The following is a 21,496-nucleotide window of genomic DNA, read 5'->3' as shown; positions in this document are numbered from 1 at the left end:
GTTCGTCGTTTGAGGAGACGCCCCGGAGGGGCACCGGACCCCACGTGCCGGGTAGCGGCGCACCGGGGCGGGGGACCCGCACAAATCAAGCCCGTCCGGCGATTGAGGACGGAACCCCCCGCCCCGGACGCGGGGCCATGAAACGGGCCGGGCACTCCACGGGAACATGAGGGTCCGGCTAGGCTCGGAAGGCTGGAAGGTGTGATCGGGCGGCGAGCAGGAGAGCGCGGAATGACGACGTTGCCGGGGCGCAGGAGCAGCACGTTCACCCGACTGCTGCGGCACGGTTTCACCGATCCGTCCGCCGCGGAGCGTCTGCTGGACCTGCCGGAACTCTCCTCCGTACGCTCCGACCCGGTCCTTCTCGACGCCCTCGGGGCCACCGCCGACCCCGATCTGGCGCTGCGCGGGGTCGTCCGGCTCGTCGAGGCCGAGCAGGCCGACGAGCGGCAGATCCTGCTGGACACGCTGGTCACCGCCAAGCCCCTGCGGGACCGGCTCCTCGGGGTGCTCGGGGCGTCCGAGGCCCTCGGCGACCACCTGGCCCGGCATCCGCGCGACTGGCAGGCCCTCGTCACGTACGAGGCGGCCGATCTGCACCCCGGGGTGCCCGAATTCGAGGGTGAGTTGGCCGGGGCGGTCGACCCGGACTCGCTGCGCGTCGCCTACCGCCGGTGCCTGCTGTCGATAGCGGCACGCGATGTGTGCGGTACGACGGACGTCGCCGAGGCCGCCGCCGAGCTGGCCGACCTGGCCACCGCGACGCTGCGGGCCGCGCTGGCCATCGCCCGTACGGCCACACCCGCCGACGCCGCGCAGTGCAGGCTCGCCGTCATCGCGATGGGCAAGTGCGGCGGCCACGAGCTGAACTACGTCTCCGACGTCGACGTCATCTTCGTGGCGGAGCCCGCCGACGGAGCCGAGGAGAGCGCGGCGATGCAGGCCGCCACCCGGCTGGCCGCGCACATGATGCGGATCTGCTCCGACCAGACCGTCGAGGGCACCATCTGGCCCGTCGACGCCAACCTCCGGCCCGAAGGCCGCAACGGGCCCCTGGTGCGCACGCTCAGCTCGCACCTCGCCTACTACCAGCGCTGGGCCAAGACGTGGGAGTTCCAGGCGCTCCTCAAGGCCCGTCCGGTGGCCGGCGACCCCGAGCTGGGTGCCGAGTACGTCGAGGCCGTCTCGCCGCTCGTCTGGCAGGCCGCGGACCGGGAGAACTTCGTCCCCGACGTACAGAAGATGCGCCGCAGGGTCATCGACACCATCCCCGCCGACCGGGTCGACCGCGAGATCAAGCTCGGTCCCGGCGGGCTGCGGGACGTCGAGTTCGCCGTCCAGCTGCTCCAGCTCGTCCACGGCCGCAACGACCCCGCCCTGCGCAGCGGATCCACCCTGGAGGCCCTGGGCGCACTCGCCCGGGGCGGATACGTGGGGCGGGTGGACGCCGCCCAACTGGACGACGCCTACCGGTTCCTGCGCACCATGGAGCACCGCATCCAGCTCTACCGGCTGCGACGTACCCATCTCGTCCCGGTCGACGAGCCGGACCTGCGGCGGCTCGGGCGTTCCCTCGGCATGCGCACCGACCCCATCGCCGAGCTGAACCAGGCCTGGAGACGGCACGCCTCCGTGGTGCGACGGCTGCACGAGAAGCTGTTCTACCGGCCGCTGCTCGACGCCGTCGCCCAGCTCGCCCCCGGCGAGTCCCGGCTCAGCGCGAAGGCCGCCGCGCACCGACTGGAGGCCCTCGGGTACGAGGACCCGGCGGCCGCCCTGCGGCACCTGGAGGCGCTGTCCTCCGGGGTGTCGCGCAAGGCCGCCATCCAGCGCACGCTGTTGCCGGTGCTGCTCGGCTGGTTCGCCGACTCCGCCGACCCGGACGCCGGACTCCTGGGCTTTCGCAAGGTGTCCGACGCGCTCGGCAAGACCCCGTGGTACCTGCGCCTCCTGCGGGACGAGGGCGCGGCAGCCGAGAACCTCGCCCGGGTCCTGTCCGCCGGCCGGCTCGCCCCCGACCTGCTGCTGCGTGCCCCCGAGGCGGTGGCGATCCTCGGCGACCCGCAGGGGCTGAAGCCGCGCAGCCGGGAGCACCTGGAGCAGGAGGTGCTGGCCGCGGTGGGACGCTCGGAGGACGCGGAGTCCGCGGTGGCGGTCGTGCGCGGGGTGCGCCGGCGCGAACTGTTCCGTACGACGTCCGCGGACCTCATCGGCTCCTACGGCACCGAGGAGAGTCCGGCCGAACCCGACCCCGGGGCCCTCGTGGACCGGGTCGGCAGCGCCGTCACCGATCTGAACGCGGTCACGATCGCCGGGGCGCTCCGTGCCGCGGTCCGCGCGGAGTGGGGCGACACCCTGCCCACCCGGTTCGCGGTGATCGGTATGGGCCGCTTCGGCGGCCACGAGCTCTCGTACGGCTCCGACGCGGACGTGCTGTTCGTCCACGCGCCCCGCGAGGGCGTCGACGAGCAGGAGGCGAGCCGGGCCGCGAACCGGGTGGTCGCCGAGATGCGCCGGCTGCTCCAGCTGCCCACCGCCGACCCGCCGCTGCTCATCGACGCGGATCTGCGCCCCGAGGGCAAGAGCGGGCCGATGGTGCGCACCCTGAAGTCGTACGAGGCGTACTACCGGCGCTGGTCGCTGGTCTGGGAGAGCCAGGCGCTGCTGCGCGCCCAGCCGATGGCGGGCGACGCGGATCTGGGCCGCGACTTCATCGAGCTCATCGATCCGCTGCGGTATCCGATGGAAGGGCTGGGGGAGGACGCGGTCCGGGAGATCAGGCGGCTGAAGGCCCGGATGGAGTCCGAGCGGATGCCGCGCGGCGCGGACGCGACCCTCCACACGAAGCTGGGCAGGGGCGGGCTGAGCGACGTGGAGTGGACGGTCCAGCTGATGCAGATGCAGCACGGCTGGGCGGAGCCGGGGCTGCGGACCACCCGGACGAGGGAGGCGCTGGCCGCGGCGTGCGCGGCAGAACTGATCTCCGGTGAGGACGCGCAGACGCTGGACGAGGCGTGGGTCCTGGCGACGCGGGTCCGCAACGCGGTGATGCTGGTGCGGGGGAGGCCTGCGGACACGTTCCCGTCCGGGCCGCGGGAGCTGACCGCGGTGGGGCGGTATCTGGGGTACGAGCCCGGGCATGTCGGGGACATGTTGGACGACTACCGGCGCATCACGCGCAGGGCCCGGGCGGTGGTGGAGGAGCGGTTCTACGGGGCGGCGTGAGGGGGCCCCTGGCGGGGCCGGGGTGTGCGTGCGGGCGGGTGCCGGTGCGCAGGGGCCCCCGCTCTCAGTCGCCGGAGGAACTCGGGACGGCTGTCTTGGGGGCCCGTGGGCGCCGTGTCACCGCGGCCAGGCGGGGGCGGTGCGTGGGCTTCGGGGGGATCAGCTTCGGGAGGTGGTGCGGCAGCGCCCCGTACCAGGCGTACGACACCGCGTAACCGAAGGCCAGGCATGCCATGCCGCCCACCGCGTCCAGCCAGAAGTGGTTCGCGGTCGACACGATGACGATCAGGGTGACCGTCGGGTAGAGGAGGCCCAGGATGCGCGCCCACGGGGCGGAGGCCAGGGCGAAGACGGTCAGGCCGCACCACAGCGACCAGCCGATGTGCATCGACGGCATCGCCGCGTACTGGTTCGACATCTGCTTGAAGTTGCCCGAAGCCATCGAACCCCAGGTCTGGTGGACCATGACGGTGTCGATGAAGTGGCCGCCGTTCATCAGCCGGGGCGGGGCCAACGGGTACAGGTAGTAACCGAGCAGCGCCACGGCCGTGGTCGCGAACAGGGCCAGGCGGGCCGGCGCGTAGCGGCCCGGATGACGGCGGAACAGCCAGACGAGCACACCGATGGTGACGACGAAGTGCAGGGTCGCGTAGTAGTAGTTCATCGACACGATCAGCCATGTCACCGAGTTGACCGCGTGGTTGACGGACTGCTCCACGGCGATGCCCAGGAACCGTTCGACCGACCAGAGCCAGTCGGCGTTGGACAGGGCCGCGGCCTTCTGTTCGGGGACGGCGTTGCGCACCAGCGAGTACAGCCAGTAACTGACCGCGATCAGCAGGATTTCGAACCAGATGCGTGGCCGCCGGGGCGACCGTGGGGAGCGGAGACCTGCCAGACCGCGGTCGAGCAGTCTGCCGATCCGGCTCGCGTCGCCGTTCTGCTTCGCATTCGCCTCGGGAGCCGCCTCGTTCACGATGGGTGACGGGGTGGCCTCCGTGCGGCCTTCCTGTGGTTTCACGCTCAATTCACCCATAGGCACAGAGTCTGCCAGATTTGCCCCCTCCGCTTGATGATCCTCCGGTCGGGAGCGGGTTGCACGTCCTGCGGGCTACGGACGCGCGTGGGATCCTGGAACAGCCGGAGCGGCCGAGGCCGCGTCGGGTCCGGGGCCTGCGGCTGTCGACCCGCGCACGACCAGTTCCGGCATGAAGACGAACTCGCTGTGCGGGGCGGGTGTGCCGCCGATCTCCTCCAGGAGCGTGCGCACCGCGGCTTGGCCCATCGCCGTCACCGGCTGCCGGATCGTGGTCAGCGGCGGATCGGTGAACGCTATGAGCGGGGAGTCGTCGTAGCCGACCACCGAGAGGTCGCGCGGGACGTCCCGGGAGAGCCGGCGCGCGGCGCGGATCGCACCGAGCGCCATCATGTCGCTCGCGCACACGACCGCCGTGCAGCCGCGCTCCATGAGCGCCGAGGCGGCGGCCTGACCGCCCTCCAGTGTGTACAGGGAGTGCTGGATCAGCGCCTCGACCTGGTCCGCCGTGAGGTTCAACTGCTCCTGCATCGTGGCGTGGAAGCCCTCGATCTTGCGGAGCACGGGAACGAAGCGCTTAGGGCCGACCGCCAGGCCGATCCGGGTGTGGCCGAGCGACACCAGGTGCGTCACCGCGAGGCGCATGGCGGCGCGGTCGTCCGGTGAGATGAACGGGGCCTGCACCTTGGGGGAGAAGCCGTTGACCAGGACGAACGGGACACCCTGGGCGCGGAGTTGTTCGTAGCGCTGCATATCGGCCGAGGTGTCGGCGTGCAGTCCGGAGACGAAGATGATGCCGGAGACGCCCCGGTCGACCAGCATCTCCGTGAGCTCGTCCTCGGTGGAGCCGCCGGGCGTCTGGGTCGCCAGCACCGGGGTGTAGCCCTGCCGCGTCAGCGCCTGGCCGATGACCTGGGCGAGCGCCGGGAAGATGGGGTTCTCCAGCTCGGGCGTGATCAGGCCGACCAGGCCCGCGCTGCGCCGGCGCAGCCGGACGGGGCGTTCGTAGCCGAGGACGTCGAGCGCCGCGAGGACGGATTCACGGGTGGTCGCGGCAACACCGGGCTTGCCGTTCAGTACGCGGCTGACCGTCGCTTCGCTGACCCCCGCCTGAGTTGCGATATCGGCAAGCCGTGCGGTCATGTGACTGGACTGTACCGGGCGTGGGTCGGATTGCCCACCATGCACGGGAATCGGACGACAGGGCCTGCGCGGACCGTTGCGCGTCCGGCCGGAAGTGAGTGGCCCTCCCTGTCGGCAGCAACGTCTTGCAAGGTCTTGCGGGACGGGATTGCTGGGTGCGAACAGATCGTCGCACTGAGGAATCAGGCGCGATCACCCGCTACTGCCAGGGGGAGGGCGCTTCCGTCAAGAGGCTTGACGGCAACCGTGAGGACACGCGAATGTAACGATCGCCGGAGCTTGCAGAAATATTCCGCAAACTCTTTCGGCCGTCTTTCATCCTTGTTACGTTCACGTCGACCCGGCGCCGCGACGGAGCGGTACGGCAGTTGAAGGAGTTCAGATGCGACGTGGCATAACGGCCACCGCCCTGGTCGCGGCCCTGGCGCTCGCGGCGACCGCCTGCGGCAGTGACGACGACAGTTCCGACGGCACCTCCAAGAGCTCGGGTGAGCTCTCCGGCACCGTGACGTGGTGGGACACCTCCACCGCGGGCAGCGAGGACAAGGTCTTCAAGAAGATCGCCGAGGGCTTCGAGAAGGAGCACCCGAAGGTCGACGTCAAGTACGTCAACGTCCCCTTCGGCGATGCGCAGAACAAGTTCAAGAACGCTGCGCAGTCCGGCTCCGGCGCGCCCGACGTGATCCGCTCCGAGGTCGCCTGGACCCCCGAGTTCGCCGACCTCGGCTACCTCGCCCCGCTGGACGGCACCGCCGCCCTGGTGAAGCAGGACGACTTCCTGAAGCAGGCCGCCGCGTCCACCAAGTACGACGGCAAGACGTACGCGGTGCCGCAGGTCATCGACTCCATGGGCATCTTCTACAACAAGAAGATCTTCAAGGAGGCCGGCGTCGAGGTTCCCGAGTCGATCGCGGACCTGAAGACCGTCTCCAAGAAGATCAAGGAGAAGACCGGCAAGACCGGCCTCTACCTGCGCGGCGACGACGCGTACTGGTTCCTCTCCTTCCTGTACGGCGAGGGCGGCGACATGGTCGACGCCGCCAACAAGTCCGTCACCATCGACAACGCCGCCGGCGTCAAGGCCATGACGGTGGTCAAGGACCTGGTCGACTCCGGTGCCGCGAAGACCGACGCGACGGACGGCTGGGAGAACATGCAGTCGTCCTTCAAGGACGGCGACGTCGCGATGATGATCAACGGCCCGTGGGCCGTCGCCGACACGTACGCCGGCAAGGAGTTCAAGGACAAGGCGAACCTGGGCGTCGCCCCGGTCCCGGCCGGCTCCGCCGCGCAGGGTGCCCCGCAGGGTGGTCACAACCTGGCCGTCTACGCCGGATCCAAGAACCTCGACGCCTCCTACGCCTTCGTCGACTACATGACCTCCGTCAAGACGCAGGCCCAGGTCACCAAGGAGCTCAACCTCCTGCCGACCCGCACCTCGGCCTACGCCGAAGAGGCCGTCGTCGACAACGAGATCGTCGGCTTCTTCAAGCCGGTCGTCGAGAGCGCCGTCGAGCGCCCCTGGATCCCGGAGACCGGCAGCCTCTTCGCGCCGCTCGTCACCGAGTACACCAAGGTCCTCACCGGCCAGACCTCCCCGGAGAAGGCCGTCAAGACGACCGGCGACTCCTACCGCAAGCTCCTCAAGGGCTGGAAGTAACTCAGGAAGGCAGGCCGACTGATGGCTGTCCACACCAGCCAGTCGGTGGCGAAGGCCGCGGGCGACGACGTCGCCCGCGGCCGGAGCCGCGGTACTGGTAACCCTCCGCCGCCGAGCAGGCTCCGGCGGGCTCTGTCGACGCACTGGTACGCCTGGACGATGGTGGCCCCGGTCGTCGTCGTGATCGGCGTGATCATCGGGTATCCCCTGGTCCGCGGCATCTACCTGTCGCTGACCGACGCCAACGAGCGCAACGTCGCGCGGTCCATCGGTGTCAACCACATGCCCGCCACGTACGAGTTCGTGGGCCTGGACAACTACGCCGACGCGCTCACCGGTGACCAGTTCCTCGGCACGCTCGGGTGGACCCTGGTGTGGACGGTCTCCTGCGTGGCCATCACCTTCGCCCTCGGCATGGGGCTCGCCAACATCCTCAACCGCAGGATCGCCGGCCGCTCCGCCTACCGGATGGCACTCATCCTGCCCTGGGCCATCCCCGGCTTCGTCTCCGTCTTCGCCTGGCGCTTCCTCTACAACGAGGACCGCGGCCTGCTCAACAAGATCCTCTCCGGCGGCGGCTTCGACGGCATCGCCTGGCTCGACGACCCCACCTGGGCGAAGGTCTCCGTCATCGCCGTCAACGTGTGGCTCGGCGTGCCGTTCATGATGGTCGCCCTCCTCGGCGGACTGCAGTCCATCCCCAGCGAGCACTACGAGGCCGCCGAGATGGACGGCGCCTCCGCCTGGCAGCGCTTCCGCCACATCACGCTGCCCGGACTGCGGCCGGTCTCCACGACCGTGATCCTGCTGTCCACCATCTGGACCTTCAACATGTTCCCGGTGATCTTCCTGCTGACCCGGGGCGGACCCGGTGACGCCACCCAGATCCTGGTGACGCAGGCGTACAAGTTCTCCTTCGAGATCAGCCCGCGCGACTTCGCGCAGTCCTCCACGTGGGGCGTGCTGATCCTCGTACTCCTGCTGCTCTTCGCCGCCGTGTACCGGCGAGTCCTCCGCACCCAGGGAGACGACTGGTGACCACCACCGCACCCACCACCGCCGCGCGGCACTCCGCGCCCAAGGTCCGGCTGCGCGGGGAACGTTCACCGCTGGCGTCCACCGCACTGCACCTGACGCTGATCGTCGCCTCCGTGATCGCCGTCTTCCCGGTGCTCTGGGTCCTGCTCACCTCGCTGAAGCCGGCCGCGTTCGCGACGACCACGGACTTCTTCAAAGAGACGACGTTCGAGAACTACACGAACCTGCTCCAGAACACGAAGTTCCTGACCTGGTTCGGCAACTCGGTGGTCGTCGCGGGACTCACCACGCTCCTCGGCGTCATCGTCTCCGCCTCCACCGGCTACGCCGTCAGCCGCTTCCGCTTCCCCGGCAAGCGCGGACTGATGTGGACGCTGCTGATCACCCAGATGTTCCCGGTCGCCGTCCTCATCGTGCCGATCTACAACATCATGGCCGGCATGGGGCTGCTCAATCAGCCGGCCGGTCTGGTCATCACCTACCTCACCATCTCGGTGCCGTTCTGCGCCTGGATGATGAAGGGTTTCTTCGACACCATCCCGCGCGAGATCGACGAGTCGGGCCAGGTCGACGGCCTCACCCCGTTCGGCACGTTCTGGCGGCTCATCCTGCCGCTGGCCAAGCCGGGCCTCGCCGTCACCGCGTTCTACTCCTTCATCACCGCCTGGGGCGAGGTGGCGTACGCCTCCGCGTTCATGGTCGGCGAGGAGAACCTCACGCTGGCGGGCGGACTGCAGCTGTTCGTGAACCAGTACGGGGCCCAGTGGGGTCCGATGACCGCCGCGTCCGTGCTCATCGCGATACCCGCGGCCCTGGTCTTCCTGTTCGCGCAGAAGCACCTCGTCACCGGCATGTCCGCCGGGGCCGTCAAGGGCTGAGCGACAGCACGGCCGTACGACTCGCACGCACCAGTCACGGTGGCGCCGGCATCCCGACCCGGTCCCGGCGCCACCCCCCACCCAGACACCCCAGGGACGACATGACCCAGCACCTCGCTGCCCCCTCCACCGGCACGTCCGACGACGCCCCGGGCCACCGCACCGGCTGGTGGCAGGACGCGGTGATCTACCAGGTCTATCCGCGCAGCTTCGCCGACGGCAACGGCGACGGCATGGGCGATCTCGCAGGCGTCACCGCGCGGCTCCCGTACCTCAGGGACCTCGGTGTCGACGCGGTGTGGCTCAGCCCCTTCTACGCCTCCCCGCAGGCCGACGCGGGCTACGACGTCGCCGACTACCGGGCCATCGACCCCATGTTCGGTACCCTGCTGGACGCCGACGCCCTGATCCGGGACGCCCACGACCTGGGCCTGCGGATCATCGTCGACCTGGTGCCCAACCACTCCTCCGACCAGCACGAGTGGTTCAAGCGCGCGCTCGCCGAGGGCCCCGGCTCCGCACTGCGCGAGCGCTACCACTTCCGCCCCGGAAAGGGCGCGAACGGCGAACTCCCGCCCAACGACTGGGAGTCCATCTTCGGCGGCCCGGCCTGGACCCGGACGACCGACGCGGACGGCACGCCCGGCGAGTGGTACCTCCACCTCTTCGCGCCCGAGCAGCCCGACTTCAACTGGGAACACCCGGCCGTCGCCGACGAGTTCCGCTCGATCCTGCGCTTCTGGCTCGACATGGGCGTCGACGGCTTCCGGGTCGACGTCGCGCACGGCCTCGTCAAGGCCGAGGGCCTGCCCGACCTGGGCACGCACGACCAGCTGAAGCTGCTCGGAAACGATGTCATGCCGTTCTTCGACCAGGACGGTGTGCACGAGATCTACCGCACCTGGCGCACCGTCCTCGACGAGTACTCCGGCGACCGCGTCCTCGTCGCCGAGGCCTGGACCCCCACCGTCGAGCGCACCGCCAACTACGTGCGCCCCGACGAGATGCACCAGGCCTTCAACTTCCAGTACCTGGCGACCGCCTGGGACGCCGCCGAACTGCGCGCCGTCATCGACACCTCGCTGAACGCCATGCGTCCGGTCGGTGCCCCCACCACCTGGGTGCTCTCCAACCACGACGTCACCCGGCACGCCACCCGGTTCGCCAACCCGGCCGGCCTCGGCACCCAGATCCGTACCCCCGGCGACCGCGAGCTGGGCCTGCGCCGGGCGCGTGCGGCCAGCCTGCTGATGCTGGCGCTGCCCGGCTCCGCGTACGTCTACCAGGGCGAGGAGCTCGGCCTGCCCGACGTCACCGACCTGCCCGACGAGGCCCGCCAGGACCCGTCGTTCTTCCGGGCCGAGGGCCAGGACGGCTTCCGCGACGGCTGCCGCGTCCCGATCCCGTGGACGCGTGAGGGCAGCTCGTACGGCTTCGGTGACGGCGGCAGCTGGCTGCCGCAGCCGGCCGGCTGGGGCGAGCTGAGCATCGAGGCCCAGACCGGCGCGACGGGCTCCACGCTGGAGCTCTACCGGGCCGCGATCGCCGCCCGCCGGGTGCACCCGGGGCTCGGCGCCGGGACCGCGGTGGAGTGGCTGGACGGCCCCGAGGGCGTGCTGGTCTTCGCCCGTCCCGGCTTCGTCTGCACCGTCAACACCACGGGCGCCCCGGTCCGCATCCCCGTACGCGGCACCGTCCTGCTCTCCAGCACCCCGGTCGCCGCCGACGGCGCCGAGATCGAGCTGCCGGCGGACACCACGGTGTGGTGGACGGTGTGACCGTCCCCCCGCCCAGGGCCGGCAGCGCGCTGAGGCTCTCGGACATCGCCGGCCAGGCGTCCGTCAGCGAGGCGACCGTCAGCCGGGTGCTCAACGGCAAGCCGGGCGTCGCGGACACCACGCGTCAGCGGGTGCTCGCGGCGCTCGACATCCTGGGCTACGAGCGCCCCGTGAGGCTGCGGCAGCGCAGCGCCGGGCTGATCGGACTGGTGACGCCCGAGCTCACCAACCCGATCTTCCCGGCGTTCGCGCAGTCCGTGGAACAGGTCCTGGCGGGCCACGGCTACACCCCGGTGCTCTGCACCCAGCTGCCCGGCGGCGCCACCGAGGACGAGCTCGTCGAGCAGCTCGTCGAACGTGGCGTGGGCGGCATCGTGTTCCTCTCCGGACTGCACGCCGACACCTCGGCCGACCCGGCGCGCTACGCCGCGCTGACCGACCGCGGCGTGCCGTTCGTGCTGATCAACGGCTACAACGAGCGGATCAGTGCCCCGTTCGTCTCGCCCGATGACAACGCTGCCGTGCGGATGGCCGTGGGGCACCTCGCCGAACTCGGCCACCGCCGGGTCGGCCTGGCGATCGGACCGCAGCGCTACGTTCCCTCCCGCCGCAAGCGGGACGGCTTCGTGGACGCCGCCGTCTCGCTGCTCGGCCTGGACCGCGCCGACGCCGAAAACCTGGTCTGCTCCACGCTGTTCAGCGTCGAGGGCGGTCAGGTGGCGGCCGGCGCGCTGCTGGACCAGGGCTGCACGGGCATCGTCTGCGGCAGTGACCTGATGGCGCTGGGCGTGGTGCGCGCCGCCCGCGACCGCGGCCTCGACGTGCCGCGCGACGTGTCGGTGGTGGGCTTCGACGACTCGCAGCTCATCGCGTTCACCGACCCGCCGCTCACCACGGTGCGCCAGCCGGTGCAGGCGATGGCGGCGGCCGCGGTGGGCGCGCTGCTGGAGGAGATCGGCGGAAGTCCCGTACAGCGCACGGAGTACGTGTTCCAGCCGGAGCTGGTCGTACGGGGGTCGACGGCGGCGCTCCGCAGCGCCTGACGGTGTGTGTGATCGGGGCCGGGTCCGGAGGGGGGACCCGGCCCCGACGCATGTATCCGGAACCCCGGGCTCAGAGCGGCGCGGCGGTGGCCCGGTGGCGCAGCATCAGGGCCGGGCCGGTCGCGACCGCCAGGCCCGCGAGGGCGAGAGCGGCGGCCCTGACGACCGGTGTGCGCCGGCCGTAGCCGGTGGTGCAGGCGGTCTCGGGGTCCTCGCGAGCCGCACGCCGTCGATCGCGTCCAGGGCCCATGGGACGGGGACCCTGGCCGGACGACGGACGGCGCGGCCCGGGGATGCGGCGGTGATGTCCCGCAACGGCCCCCTCAGCCCTGCCCGTCGCCCGCCTTGAAGAGCCGCACGGTGCTGAGGATCTGACGGATGGTGGCGTCGGACACCTCGTCGGGCACCCCGTGCGCACCGATGTAGGTCCACGACACGAACTTGCCCTCCGCGTTCTTGAAGGCGAACGTCACCGCCTTGCCGTCGGTGTCGCACTTGCCCTTCTTCGGGGTCCCGGACGAGGTGACGGTCACGAGGCTGCCCTCGACGCCCGACTTCGTACGGTACGACTCGGGTTCACCGATGGTGAGACGGGTGGTGTCGGGCTGGGTGTAGGCGCCGAAGACCCAGGTCCTGGCGGTGTCCTCGGCGGCCTCGGCGGCGCTCCGCGCGCCCTTTTCCCCGGTGGTGCCGGTCGAGGCGAGCGCGGTGTTCTCCTCGGAGCCGTTCTTGTTGTCGTCGGACGTGCACCACTTCTCCTTGAGGACGGCCGGGGCCATCATCGCGACCAGTGGTTTCTCTTCGGGGTCGTCGTCCTTCGCGACGTAACTGACCCAGCTCGGGGACTGCCGTGCCCACGAGGCGGGCACGTCGAAGGTGATGCCGCGTTTGGCGTTGACCACCGTGTTCCAGCCGGCGACGAGCGGGCCGGAGCCGCCCTTCGCCGCGGACCGGTCCGTGCCGTCGGGGCTGGCCGAGCCCGTCGCCGTGGGCTTCGCGTCAGCCTTGTCGGTCCCGTTGCCCCCGTCGTCGCGGAGGACCAGGAAGCCGGTCACCCCGCATGCCACGACGACTGCCGCGGAGGCGGCCACGACGGCGACCACGGTCCGGTTCCAGGAGCGGCGGGGCGGCTCGGGGGCGCCCATGCCGACGGTGGGCGCGGCGTGCCAGTCGGGGTTGGGCCGGCCGGGCTGCTGCCCGGCCCCCGAACCGGCGTACTCGGCCCGGGGGTCCGGCTGATCGGGGGGCGACTGCTGTCCTGGCCACATGGGAGCCGAGTCTAGGTGTTGCCCCGCACAGGAGGAGTCCCGAGTGCGCGACGCCCGCCGCGCACGTCAGACCAGCAGCGCGCGGGCGTGCTCACGCGCTTCGTGCAGCCAGGACGCACGGGTCTCGTCGGAGGAGTCGGTGACCGTGCGGAAGACGACCCGGCGCACGTCGGTGACTCCCACATAGGGCAGGACGCATGACGACCAGACCCTGTCCAGGGGATCCCCGAACTCGCTCGTCTCACGCTCGGCGGGAGTGTCGGAGGTGTTCAGGACGAGGGCCCGGCCGGCCTTCAGCAGCCCCTGCGGCTCCCCGTCCGAGGTGCCCAGCTTGTAGGCGACTCCGGGCACCATCACGCGCTGCACCCACCCCGTGAGGACGGCGGGCGGCATGCCCCACCAGTTGGGGTGGATGAACACCATCGCGTCGAGGGTGGCCACCTCGGCCCGGTGCGACGCCAGTTGCGCGTCCGGGGTGTCCGCGGCCGACCGGACCGTCTCCGTCTCGTCGGCGGTCAGCCCGGGTGCGAATCCCTCCGCGCAGAGGTCGTGCGCCAGCACGTCGCAACCCCGGTCGCGGAGCTCCTGCACCACGGCGTCGAACACCGCGTGGTTGAAGCTTCCGGGCCGTGGATGTGCGAGGTAGACCCCGGTACGTGACATGCGATTTCCCCCCAGGACGTCATGTGCGGTCGTCGGCCGTGGGGTTGTGGAGCTGCCCCCGCCCGGCGCCCATCATGACCGGTGAGGCACCGCTGGGAGAAGTCGGCGACCCACCCCGTCACACGCACACGAGGGGCACCGGGAGTCGACCCGGACGGGTCGGCGGGGAGTGTGACCCCCGGGTGCCCCTCTTGTACGTGACCGGTCCGGCCGGCCGGGCGCGTGGGGCCCGGGGTAACGGGACCCCCGGCCGGCCGGACCGGAGTCGGGAGAAACGTAACAGCGTTGCAATGTCTTGCGTAAGGCCTTGCAGGAAGAAATCTGCAGTGTTTCGCGGATGTGAGCAGCTCATGTCCAAAGGGTTGACCGGAACCTGGTCGGCTCGTACGGTCTCCCCGCAGCAAGGTTTGCATTCTTGCAGCAAGAACATTCAGGGGCCTTGAGGGCAGGGCGCGTTGCCGCATGAGGCTCAGAGGTATCCGCACGCCTCCGAACCATCACCCGTGTTTCCCCCACCGCAGGAGGAAAATATGGCCAGCAGACCGCTGTCTGCCGCGCTCGCACTGATAGCGGCCGCCGCCGCCCTCGTGGTCCCCGCCACGAGCGCGCAGGCCTCCGCCCCGGGCACCAAGGACGTCACGGCCGTCCTCTTCGAGTGGAAGTTCGACTCCGTCGCCAAGGCCTGCACGGACTCCCTCGGCCCGGCCGGCTACGGCTTCGTACAGGTCTCGCCGCCCCAGGAGCACATCCAGGGCGGGCAGTGGTGGACCTCGTACCAGCCGGTCAGCTACAGGATCGCCGGACGGCTCGGCGACCGCGCCTCTTTCGCCAACATGGTCAGCACCTGCCACGGCGCGGGCGTCAAGGTCATCGCCGACTCGGTCATCAACCACATGTCCGCGGGTTCCGGCACGGGCACGGGAGGGTCCTCCTACAGCAAGTACGACTACCCCGGCCTGTACTCGGTCAACGACATGAACGACTGCCAGTCGCAGATCAACAACTACGGCGACCGCGGCAACGTCCAGAACTGCGAACTCGTGGGCCTCGCCGACCTGGACACCGGCGAGGACTACGTCCGCGGCAAGATCGCCGGGTACCTCAACGACCTGCTGTCGCTCGGCGTCGACGGCTTCCGCATCGACGCGGCCAAGCACATGCCCGCCGGCGACCTCGCCAACATCAAGTCGCGGCTGAGCAACCCCGGCGTCTACTGGAAGCACGAGGCCATCTACGGCGCCGGCGAGGCCGTCTCTCCCGACGAGTACGCAGGCTCCGGCGACGTCCAGGAGTTCCGCTACGCCCGCAGCCTCAAGCAGGTCTTCAACAACGAGAACCTCGCGAACCTGAAGAACTTCGGCGAGGGCTGGGGCTTCATGTCCTCCTCGAAGGCCGCGGTCTTCGTCGACAACCACGACACCGAGCGCAACGGCGAGACGCTGAACTACAAGAGCGGCGCCAACTACACGCTCGCCAACGTGTTCATGCTGGCCTGGCCCTACGGCTCGCCCGATGTGCACTCCGGCTACGAGTGGTCCGACAAGGACGCCGGTCCGCCCAGCGGCGGCACCGTGAACGCCTGCTACAGCGACGGCTGGAAGTGCCAGCACGCCTGGCGCGAGATCTCCTCCATGGTCGGCTTCCGCAACACCGCCCGCGGTGAGGCCGTCACCAACTGGTGGGACAACGGCGGCGACCAGATCGCCTTCGGCCGCGGTTCCAAGGCGTACGTCGCGATCAACCACGAGGGCTCCTCGCTGACCCGTACGTTCCAGACCTCGCTGCCCGCCGGCGACTACTGCGACATCCAGTCCGGCAACGGCGTCACGGTCAACGGGTCCGGCCAGTTCACCGCCACGCTCGGCGCCCACACGGCCCTCGCCCTCCAGACGGGCGCCCGCACCTGCACCGGCGGCGGCACCGGCCCGACGGACCCGACCGACCCCGGCACGGGCACGTCCGGCGCCTCCTTCGGCGTCAACGCCACCACCCAGCTCGGCCAGAACATCTACGTCACCGGCAACCAGGCCGCCCTCGGCAACTGGAACCCGGCCTCCGCGCCGAAGCTGGACCCGGCCACGTACCCCGTCTGGAAGCTCGACGTGAGCCTGCCCGCGGGTACGTCGTTCGAGTACAAGTACGTCCGCAAGGACGCATCCGGCAACGTCACCTGGGAGAGCGGTGCCAACCGCACGGCCACGGTGCCGGCCTCCGGCAAGGTCGCCCTGACGGCCGACGTCTGGCGCAGCTGACTCACCCCTCCTGTCCGGGTGCCGCGCCGGGGTCTCCCGGCGCGGCACCCGGCGCACCCTCGTCCCTCATACAAGGAGACCCCGCCCGTGTCCCGTTCCACCCTGAGACGGGGAGCCGTCGCCGCGTTGTGCACGGCGCTGCTCCCGCTCGTTCCGGCGGCCTCCGCGTCCGCCGCACCCCGGCCTCCGAGGCCGCCCTCGGACGCCAAACTGGCGGCTCAGCCCGACCGCCACGACCTGACCCGTGAGCAGTTCTACTTCGTCATGCCCGACCGCTTCGCCAACGGCGACACCGGCAACGACAAGGGCGGGCTGACCGGCTCGCGGCTGGAGACCGGGTACGACCCCACCGACAAGGGGTTCTACCAGGGCGGCGACCTCAAGGGGATGACCAGCCGCCTCGACTACATCAAGGGGCTCGGCACCACCGCCATCTGGCTCGCCCCGATCTTCAAGAACCGGCCCGTCCAGGGCACCGGCAAGGACGCCTCGGCCGGCTACCACGGCTACTGGATCACCGATTTCACCCAGGTCGACCCGCACTTCGGCACCAACGCCGACCTGACGAAGCTGATCGAACAGGCCCACCGCAAGGGCATGAAGGTCTTCTTCGACGTCATCACCAACCACACCGCCGACACCGTCGACTACGCCGAGAAGACCTACGGCTACAGGCCCAAGGGCGCCTACCCGTACCTCGACCGCAACGGCCGGCCCTTCGACGACGCCTCCGGCATGGCGAGGACGGACGCGGACTCGTTCCCGTACAAGCCGGTCACCACCGGCGGCAAGACGCCGTCCTGGCTCAACGACCCGACGATGTACCACAACCGCGGTGACTCGACCTACGCCGGCGAGTCCACCACGTACGGCGACTTCTCCGGGCTCGACGACCTGTGGACCGAGCGGCCCGAGGTCGTCTCCGGCATGGAGAAGATCTACCAGAAGTGGGTCCGCGACTTCCGTATAGACGGCTTCAGGATCGACACCGTCAAGCACGTCGACATGGACTTCTGGACCCAGTGGGCGACCGCGCTCGACACGTACGCGGCCAAGCACGGCCGCAAGGACTTCTTCATGTTCGGCGAGGTCTACTCCGCCGACACCGCGATCACCTCGCCCTACGTCACGCAGGGCCGGCTGGACGCGACGCTCGACTTCCCCTTCCAGGAAGCGGCCCGCCAGTACGCCTCGCAGGGCGCCCCGGCCTCGAAGCTCGCCGCCGTCTTCGGCGACGACTACCGGTACACCACCGACAAGGCCAACGCCTACGAGCAGGTGAAGTTCCTCGGCAACCACGACATGGGCCGCATCGGGACCTTCCTGAAGCAGGACAACCCGAAGGCCGATGACGCGGAGCTGGTCGAGCGGGCCCGCCTCGCCAACGAGCTGATGTTCCTCAGCCGCGGCAACCCCGTCGTCTACTACGGCGACGAGCAGGGCTTCACGGGCGCCGGCGGCGACAAGGACGCCCGGCAGACGATGTTCGCCTCGCAGACCGCGGACTACCTCGACGACGACGAGCTGGGCACGGACCGCACGCACGCCTCCGACGCGTACGACACGAGCCACCCGATCTACCGGTCCATCGCCGCGCTCTCCGAGCTGACCGCGAAGAACCCGGCGCTGCGCGACGGCGCCCAGACCGAGCGCTACGCCGAGGGCTCCGTCTACGCCTTCTCCCGTACGGACCCCGAGCGCGGCAACGAGTACGTCGTCGCCACGAACAACGGCACCGCGGCGAAGACCGTGGAGCTGTCCACCGAGTCCGCCGGCATGGACTTCCGCACGCTGTACGGCGGTTCCGGCACCGTCCGCAGCGGAGCCGACAAGAAGATCACCGTCACCGTCCCGGCGCTGTCCAGCATCGTGCTCCGCGCCGCGAAGACGCTGACCGCCCACGCGGCCGAGCCCTCCATCACGCTGAAGGCACCGGCCGCCGGTGCCACCGGCACCGTCGAGCTCACCGCCGACGTCGAGGGCGGCTCCCTCAACCGGGTCGTCTTCGCCGCCCAGACCGGCAACGGCAAGTGGACCACCCTCGGCACCGCCGACCACGCCCCGTACAAGGTCACCCAGACCATCAGCGGCAAGACCGCCGCCGGAACACCGCTGCGCTACAAGGCCGTCGTCGTCGACCGGACCGGACGCACCGCGAGCGCGCTCGCCGCGTCCACCGCCGGCCAGGCACCCGCCCCGGCGAAGCCCGTCGCCGTCGAACGCGACTACGCCGTCGTCCACTACAGGCGCGCGGACGGCGACTACGACGGGTGGCAGGCCAGGTCCGGCGAGACCACCGCCGCCTTCACCGGGCGGGACGCCTACGGCGCCTTCGCCTGGATCAAGGTGCCGGAGGGCGCCTCCGCGGTCCCGTACACCGTCGAGAAGTCCGGTACCGCCGACGGGCCCGAGCGCACCGTCGACCTCGCGAAGACCGGACAGGTCTGGATCGAGCAGGGCAAGGACGGCCAGGCCGACACCGCCCCCGACGGCGCCCACCCCCCGCAGGACACCACCAAGGCCGTCCTGCACTACTACCGGGCCGACGGCGACTACGACGGCTGGGGCCTGCACACCTGGACGGGCGCCAAGGAGCCGACCGACTGGTCCAAGCCGCTCCAGCCGGTGAAGAAGGACGCCTCGGGTCTCACCTTCGAGGTCCCGCTCGCCGACGGGGCCACCTCGCTCAGCTACATCCTGCACCGCGGCGACGAGAAGGACCTGCCCAGCGACCAGTCGCTCGACATCGCGAGCTACGGCCACGAGGTCTGGATGCTCGGCGGTACGGCCGGCTATCTGCTTCCGCAGACCGGTGGCGTACCCGCCCCCGACCTCACCAAGGCCGAGGCGCAGTGGATCGACTCCGACACCGTCGTCTGGAAGGTGAAGGCCACCGAGGCCACCAGCCAGCAGCTCGTCTACGCATCGAGCGGCGGCATCTCCGTCGTCGACGGCGCGCTCTCCGACGAGGGCCAGTGGCTGCGACTCAGCCCGTCCGCGCTGACCGACGCACAGAAGGCGAAGTACCCGCACCTCAAGGACTACCCGGCCTTCACCGTCGACACCCGTGACCGGGACAGGGTCCGGGAGGCCCTGCGCGGCCAGCTCATCGCCACCCAGCGCGCCGCCAACGGCGCCCTGCTCGCCGCCACCGGCGTCCAGAGCGCCGGCGTGCTCGACGACCTCTACGGGACGAAGGCGAGCAGCGCCTCACTCGGCCCGGTCTTCCGCAACGGCACGCCCACCCTGTCCGTCTGGGCGCCCACCGCCCGTACCGTCTCGCTCGAACTCGACGGGAAGACCGTCCCGATGCGCCGCGACGACCGCACCGGCGTCTGGTCCGTCACCGGGAACAGGAGCTGGAACGGCAAGCCCTACCGGTACGCCGTGAACGTCTGGGCGCCCACCGTCCAGAAGCTCGTCACCAACAAGGTCACCGACCCCTACTCCACCGCCCTGACCACCGACTCCGCGCGGAGCCTCGTGGTCGACCTCGACGACCGCAAGCTCGCACCGAAGGGCTGGAGCGCGCTGGCCAAGCCCGCCGCCGTACCGCTGCGCGACGCGCAGATCCAGGAGCTCCACATCCGCGACTTCTCGATCGCGGACCCCACGTCCGAGCACCCCGGTGAGTACCTTGCCTTCACCGACACCCGCTCGGACGGGATGAAGCACCTCAAGGAGCTCGCCGGCTCCGGCACCAACTACGTCCACCTGCTGCCCGCCTTCGACATCGGCACCATCCCGGAGAAGAAGAAGGACCAGCAGAAGCCGGCCTGCGACCTGTCCGTCTACGCCCCCGACTCCGAGGAGCAGCAGGCCTGCGTGGCGAAGGCCGCCGCGAAGGACGCCTTCAACTGGGGCTACGACCCGCTGCACTACACCGTCCCCGAGGGCTCCTACGCCTCCGACCCCGACGGCACCAAGCGCACGGTCGAGTTCCGGCAGATGGTGCAGGGCCTCAACGGCGCCGGTCTGCGGACCGTCATGGACGTCGTCTACAACCACACCGTCGCCTCGGGCCAGGACGACAAGTCCGTCCTCGACAGGATCGTGCCCGGCTACTACCAGCGCCTCCTGGAGGACGGCACCGTCGCCACCTCCACCTGCTGCGCCAACACCGCGCCCGAGAACACCATGATGGGCAAGCTCGTCGTGGACTCCGTCGTCACCTGGGCCAAGGAGTACAAGGTCGACGGCTTCCGCTTCGACCTCATGGGCCACCACCCCAAGGCCAACATCCTGGCTGTCCGCAAGGCGCTCGACGCCCTGACGGTCGCCGAGGACGGCGTCGACGGGAAGAAGATCATCCTGTACGGGGAGGGCTGGAACTTCGGCGAGATCGCCGACGACGCCCGCTTCGTCCAGGCCACCCAGAAGAACATGGCCGGCACCGGCATCGCCACCTTCTCCGACCGGGCCCGCGACGCCGTGCGCGGCGGCTCCCCGTTCGACGAGGACCCCGGTGTGCAGGGCTTCGCCTCCGGCCTCTACACCGACCCCAACACCTCCACCCACAACGGCACCGAGGCCGAGCAGAAGGCCCGGCTGCTCCACTACCAGGACCTGATCAAGGTCGGACTCACCGGCAACCTCGCCGACTACACGTTCACCGACACCAACGGCAACACGGTCAAGGGCTCGGGCGTCGACTACAACGGAGCCCCGGCCGGATACGCCGCCGCTCCCGGTGACGCCCTCGCCTACGCCGACGCCCACGACAACGAGACGCTGTACGACGCCCTCGCCTTCAAGCTCCCGGCGGGCACCTCGGCAGCCGACCGGGCCCGCATGCAGGTCCTGGCCATGGCGACGGCCACCCTCTCCCAGGGCCCCTCGCTCTCCCAGGCCGGCACCGACCTGCTGCGCTCCAAGTCGCTGGATCGCAACTCCTACGACAGCGGCGACTGGTTCAACGCCCTGCACTGGGACTGCCGCGCGGGCAACGGCTTCGGCCGCGGACTGCCGCCCGCCGCGGACAACCAGGCCAAGTGGTCCTACGCGAAGCCGCTGTTGGCCAACCCGGCCGTCAACCCCGGCTGCGCCCGGATCGACGGCGCCTCGGCCGCGTACCAGGACCTGCTCACCATCCGCTCCACGGAGAAGGACTTCGACCTCTCCACCGCCGGACAGGTGCAGTCCACGCTCTCCTTCCCGCTCTCCGGCAAGGACGAGACGCCCGGCGTGATCACCATGCGGCTCGGCAAGCTGGTCGTCGTCCTCAACGCGGCACCCGGCGCCACCACCCAGAAGGTCGACTCCCTGGCCGGAAAGAACTACGCCCTGCACCCCGTCCAGGCGGCGGGCGCGGATCTTACCGTCAAGAGGGCCACGTACGAGAGGAGTTCGGGAAGCTTCACCGTTCCGGGACGCACGGTGGCGGTGTTCTCGCTGAGCTGACCCACATCGGGTCTACCGTGTGGGCAGCCGCCGGGCAGAGCCGCAGCATCCCAGTCCCGGTGCACCCTCCCACTCCACCCGGCCGGTCCCGGTCCCCTCTCCCGTACGGCAC

Annotated in this window: 13 protein-coding genes; 8 read left to right on the top strand and 5 right to left on the bottom strand. The window is 70.3% G+C overall.

The window, feature by feature from the left end; all coding sequences use genetic code 11:
* Positions 1–231 precede the first annotated feature (231 nt).
* Complete coding sequence (locus OG446_RS09290; RefSeq protein ID WP_328893568.1) at positions 232–3,225, top strand: bifunctional [glutamine synthetase] adenylyltransferase/[glutamine synthetase]-adenylyl-L-tyrosine phosphorylase; 2,994 nt, start codon at positions 232–234, stop codon at positions 3,223–3,225.
* Between the two features lie 64 nt (positions 3,226–3,289).
* On the opposite strand, the gene OG446_RS09285 is transcribed toward OG446_RS09290, so the two are convergent.
* Together OG446_RS09285 and OG446_RS09280 are read right to left on the bottom strand one after the other, a co-directional pair.
* The gene (locus OG446_RS09285; RefSeq protein ID WP_443050267.1) at positions 3,290–4,201 is read right to left on the bottom strand and encodes a phosphatase PAP2 family protein; all 912 of its coding nucleotides are present in this window, start codon (positions 4,199–4,201) and stop codon (positions 3,290–3,292) included.
* A 135-nt stretch (positions 4,202–4,336) separates the two neighbouring features.
* Positions 4,337–5,404, bottom strand: a complete 1,068-nt coding sequence (locus OG446_RS09280) for a LacI family DNA-binding transcriptional regulator (protein WP_328893566.1) — start codon at positions 5,402–5,404, stop codon at positions 4,337–4,339.
* 382 nt (positions 5,405–5,786) lie between these two features.
* Here OG446_RS09280 and OG446_RS09275 point away from each other — a divergent pair, with 382 nt between their 5' ends.
* From OG446_RS09275 to OG446_RS09255, 5 genes are all read left to right on the top strand, one after another.
* Positions 5,787–7,064: an extracellular solute-binding protein gene (locus tag OG446_RS09275; protein ID WP_328893565.1), complete on the top strand. Its 1,278-nt coding sequence runs from the start codon at positions 5,787–5,789 to the stop codon at positions 7,062–7,064.
* A 21-nt stretch (positions 7,065–7,085) separates the two neighbouring features.
* Positions 7,086–8,102: a carbohydrate ABC transporter permease gene (locus OG446_RS09270; RefSeq protein WP_328893564.1), complete on the top strand. Its 1,017-nt coding sequence runs from the start codon at positions 7,086–7,088 to the stop codon at positions 8,100–8,102.
* Positions 8,096–8,980, top strand: coding sequence for a sugar ABC transporter permease (locus OG446_RS09265; RefSeq protein WP_389261175.1), 885 nt, complete (start codon positions 8,096–8,098; stop codon positions 8,978–8,980). The genes OG446_RS09270 and OG446_RS09265 overlap by 7 nt, the downstream gene beginning before the upstream one ends.
* Before the next feature lie 101 nt (positions 8,981–9,081).
* Positions 9,082–10,758: a glycoside hydrolase family 13 protein gene (locus OG446_RS09260; protein WP_328893562.1), complete on the top strand. Its 1,677-nt coding sequence runs from the start codon at positions 9,082–9,084 to the stop codon at positions 10,756–10,758.
* On the top strand, positions 10,743–11,801 hold the full coding sequence (locus OG446_RS09255) for a LacI family DNA-binding transcriptional regulator (RefSeq protein ID WP_328893561.1): 1,059 nt from the start codon (positions 10,743–10,745) through the stop codon (positions 11,799–11,801). The genes OG446_RS09260 and OG446_RS09255 overlap by 16 nt, the downstream gene beginning before the upstream one ends.
* A 70-nt stretch (positions 11,802–11,871) precedes the next feature.
* Here the strand turns inward: OG446_RS09255 and OG446_RS09250 are convergent, their stop codons facing one another.
* From OG446_RS09250 to OG446_RS09240, 3 genes are all read right to left on the bottom strand, one after another.
* Complete coding sequence (locus OG446_RS09250) at positions 11,872–12,051, bottom strand: hypothetical protein (RefSeq protein WP_328893560.1); 180 nt, start codon at positions 12,049–12,051, stop codon at positions 11,872–11,874.
* Between the two features lie 73 nt (positions 12,052–12,124).
* A complete protein-coding gene (locus OG446_RS09245; protein ID WP_328898248.1) occupies positions 12,125–12,946 on the bottom strand; it encodes a hypothetical protein in 822 nt (273 codons plus the stop codon).
* Positions 12,947–13,135: 189 nt separating this feature from the next.
* Positions 13,136–13,732 (bottom strand): NAD(P)H-dependent oxidoreductase, encoded by a 597-nt coding sequence (locus OG446_RS09240; RefSeq protein WP_328893559.1) that lies wholly within the window; start codon positions 13,730–13,732, stop codon positions 13,136–13,138.
* A 530-nt stretch (positions 13,733–14,262) separates the two neighbouring features.
* Here OG446_RS09240 and OG446_RS09235 point away from each other — a divergent pair.
* Positions 14,263–15,984 (top strand): carbohydrate-binding module family 20 domain-containing protein, encoded by a 1,722-nt coding sequence (locus OG446_RS09235; RefSeq protein WP_328893558.1) that lies wholly within the window; start codon positions 14,263–14,265, stop codon positions 15,982–15,984.
* Between the two features lie 87 nt (positions 15,985–16,071).
* Entirely contained in the window at positions 16,072–21,384 is a 5,313-nt protein-coding gene (gene pulA / locus OG446_RS09230) for a pullulanase-type alpha-1,6-glucosidase (protein WP_328893557.1), read from the top strand.
* Positions 21,385–21,496: the final 112 nt, after the last annotated feature.

It is taken from the genome of Streptomyces sp. NBC_00236 (assembly GCF_036195045.1).
GTDB lineage: Bacteria > Actinomycetota > Actinomycetes > Streptomycetales > Streptomycetaceae > Streptomyces.
Note: the sequence above shows the minus strand (reverse complement) of the source record. Positions and strands in the feature narration are given on the sequence as shown.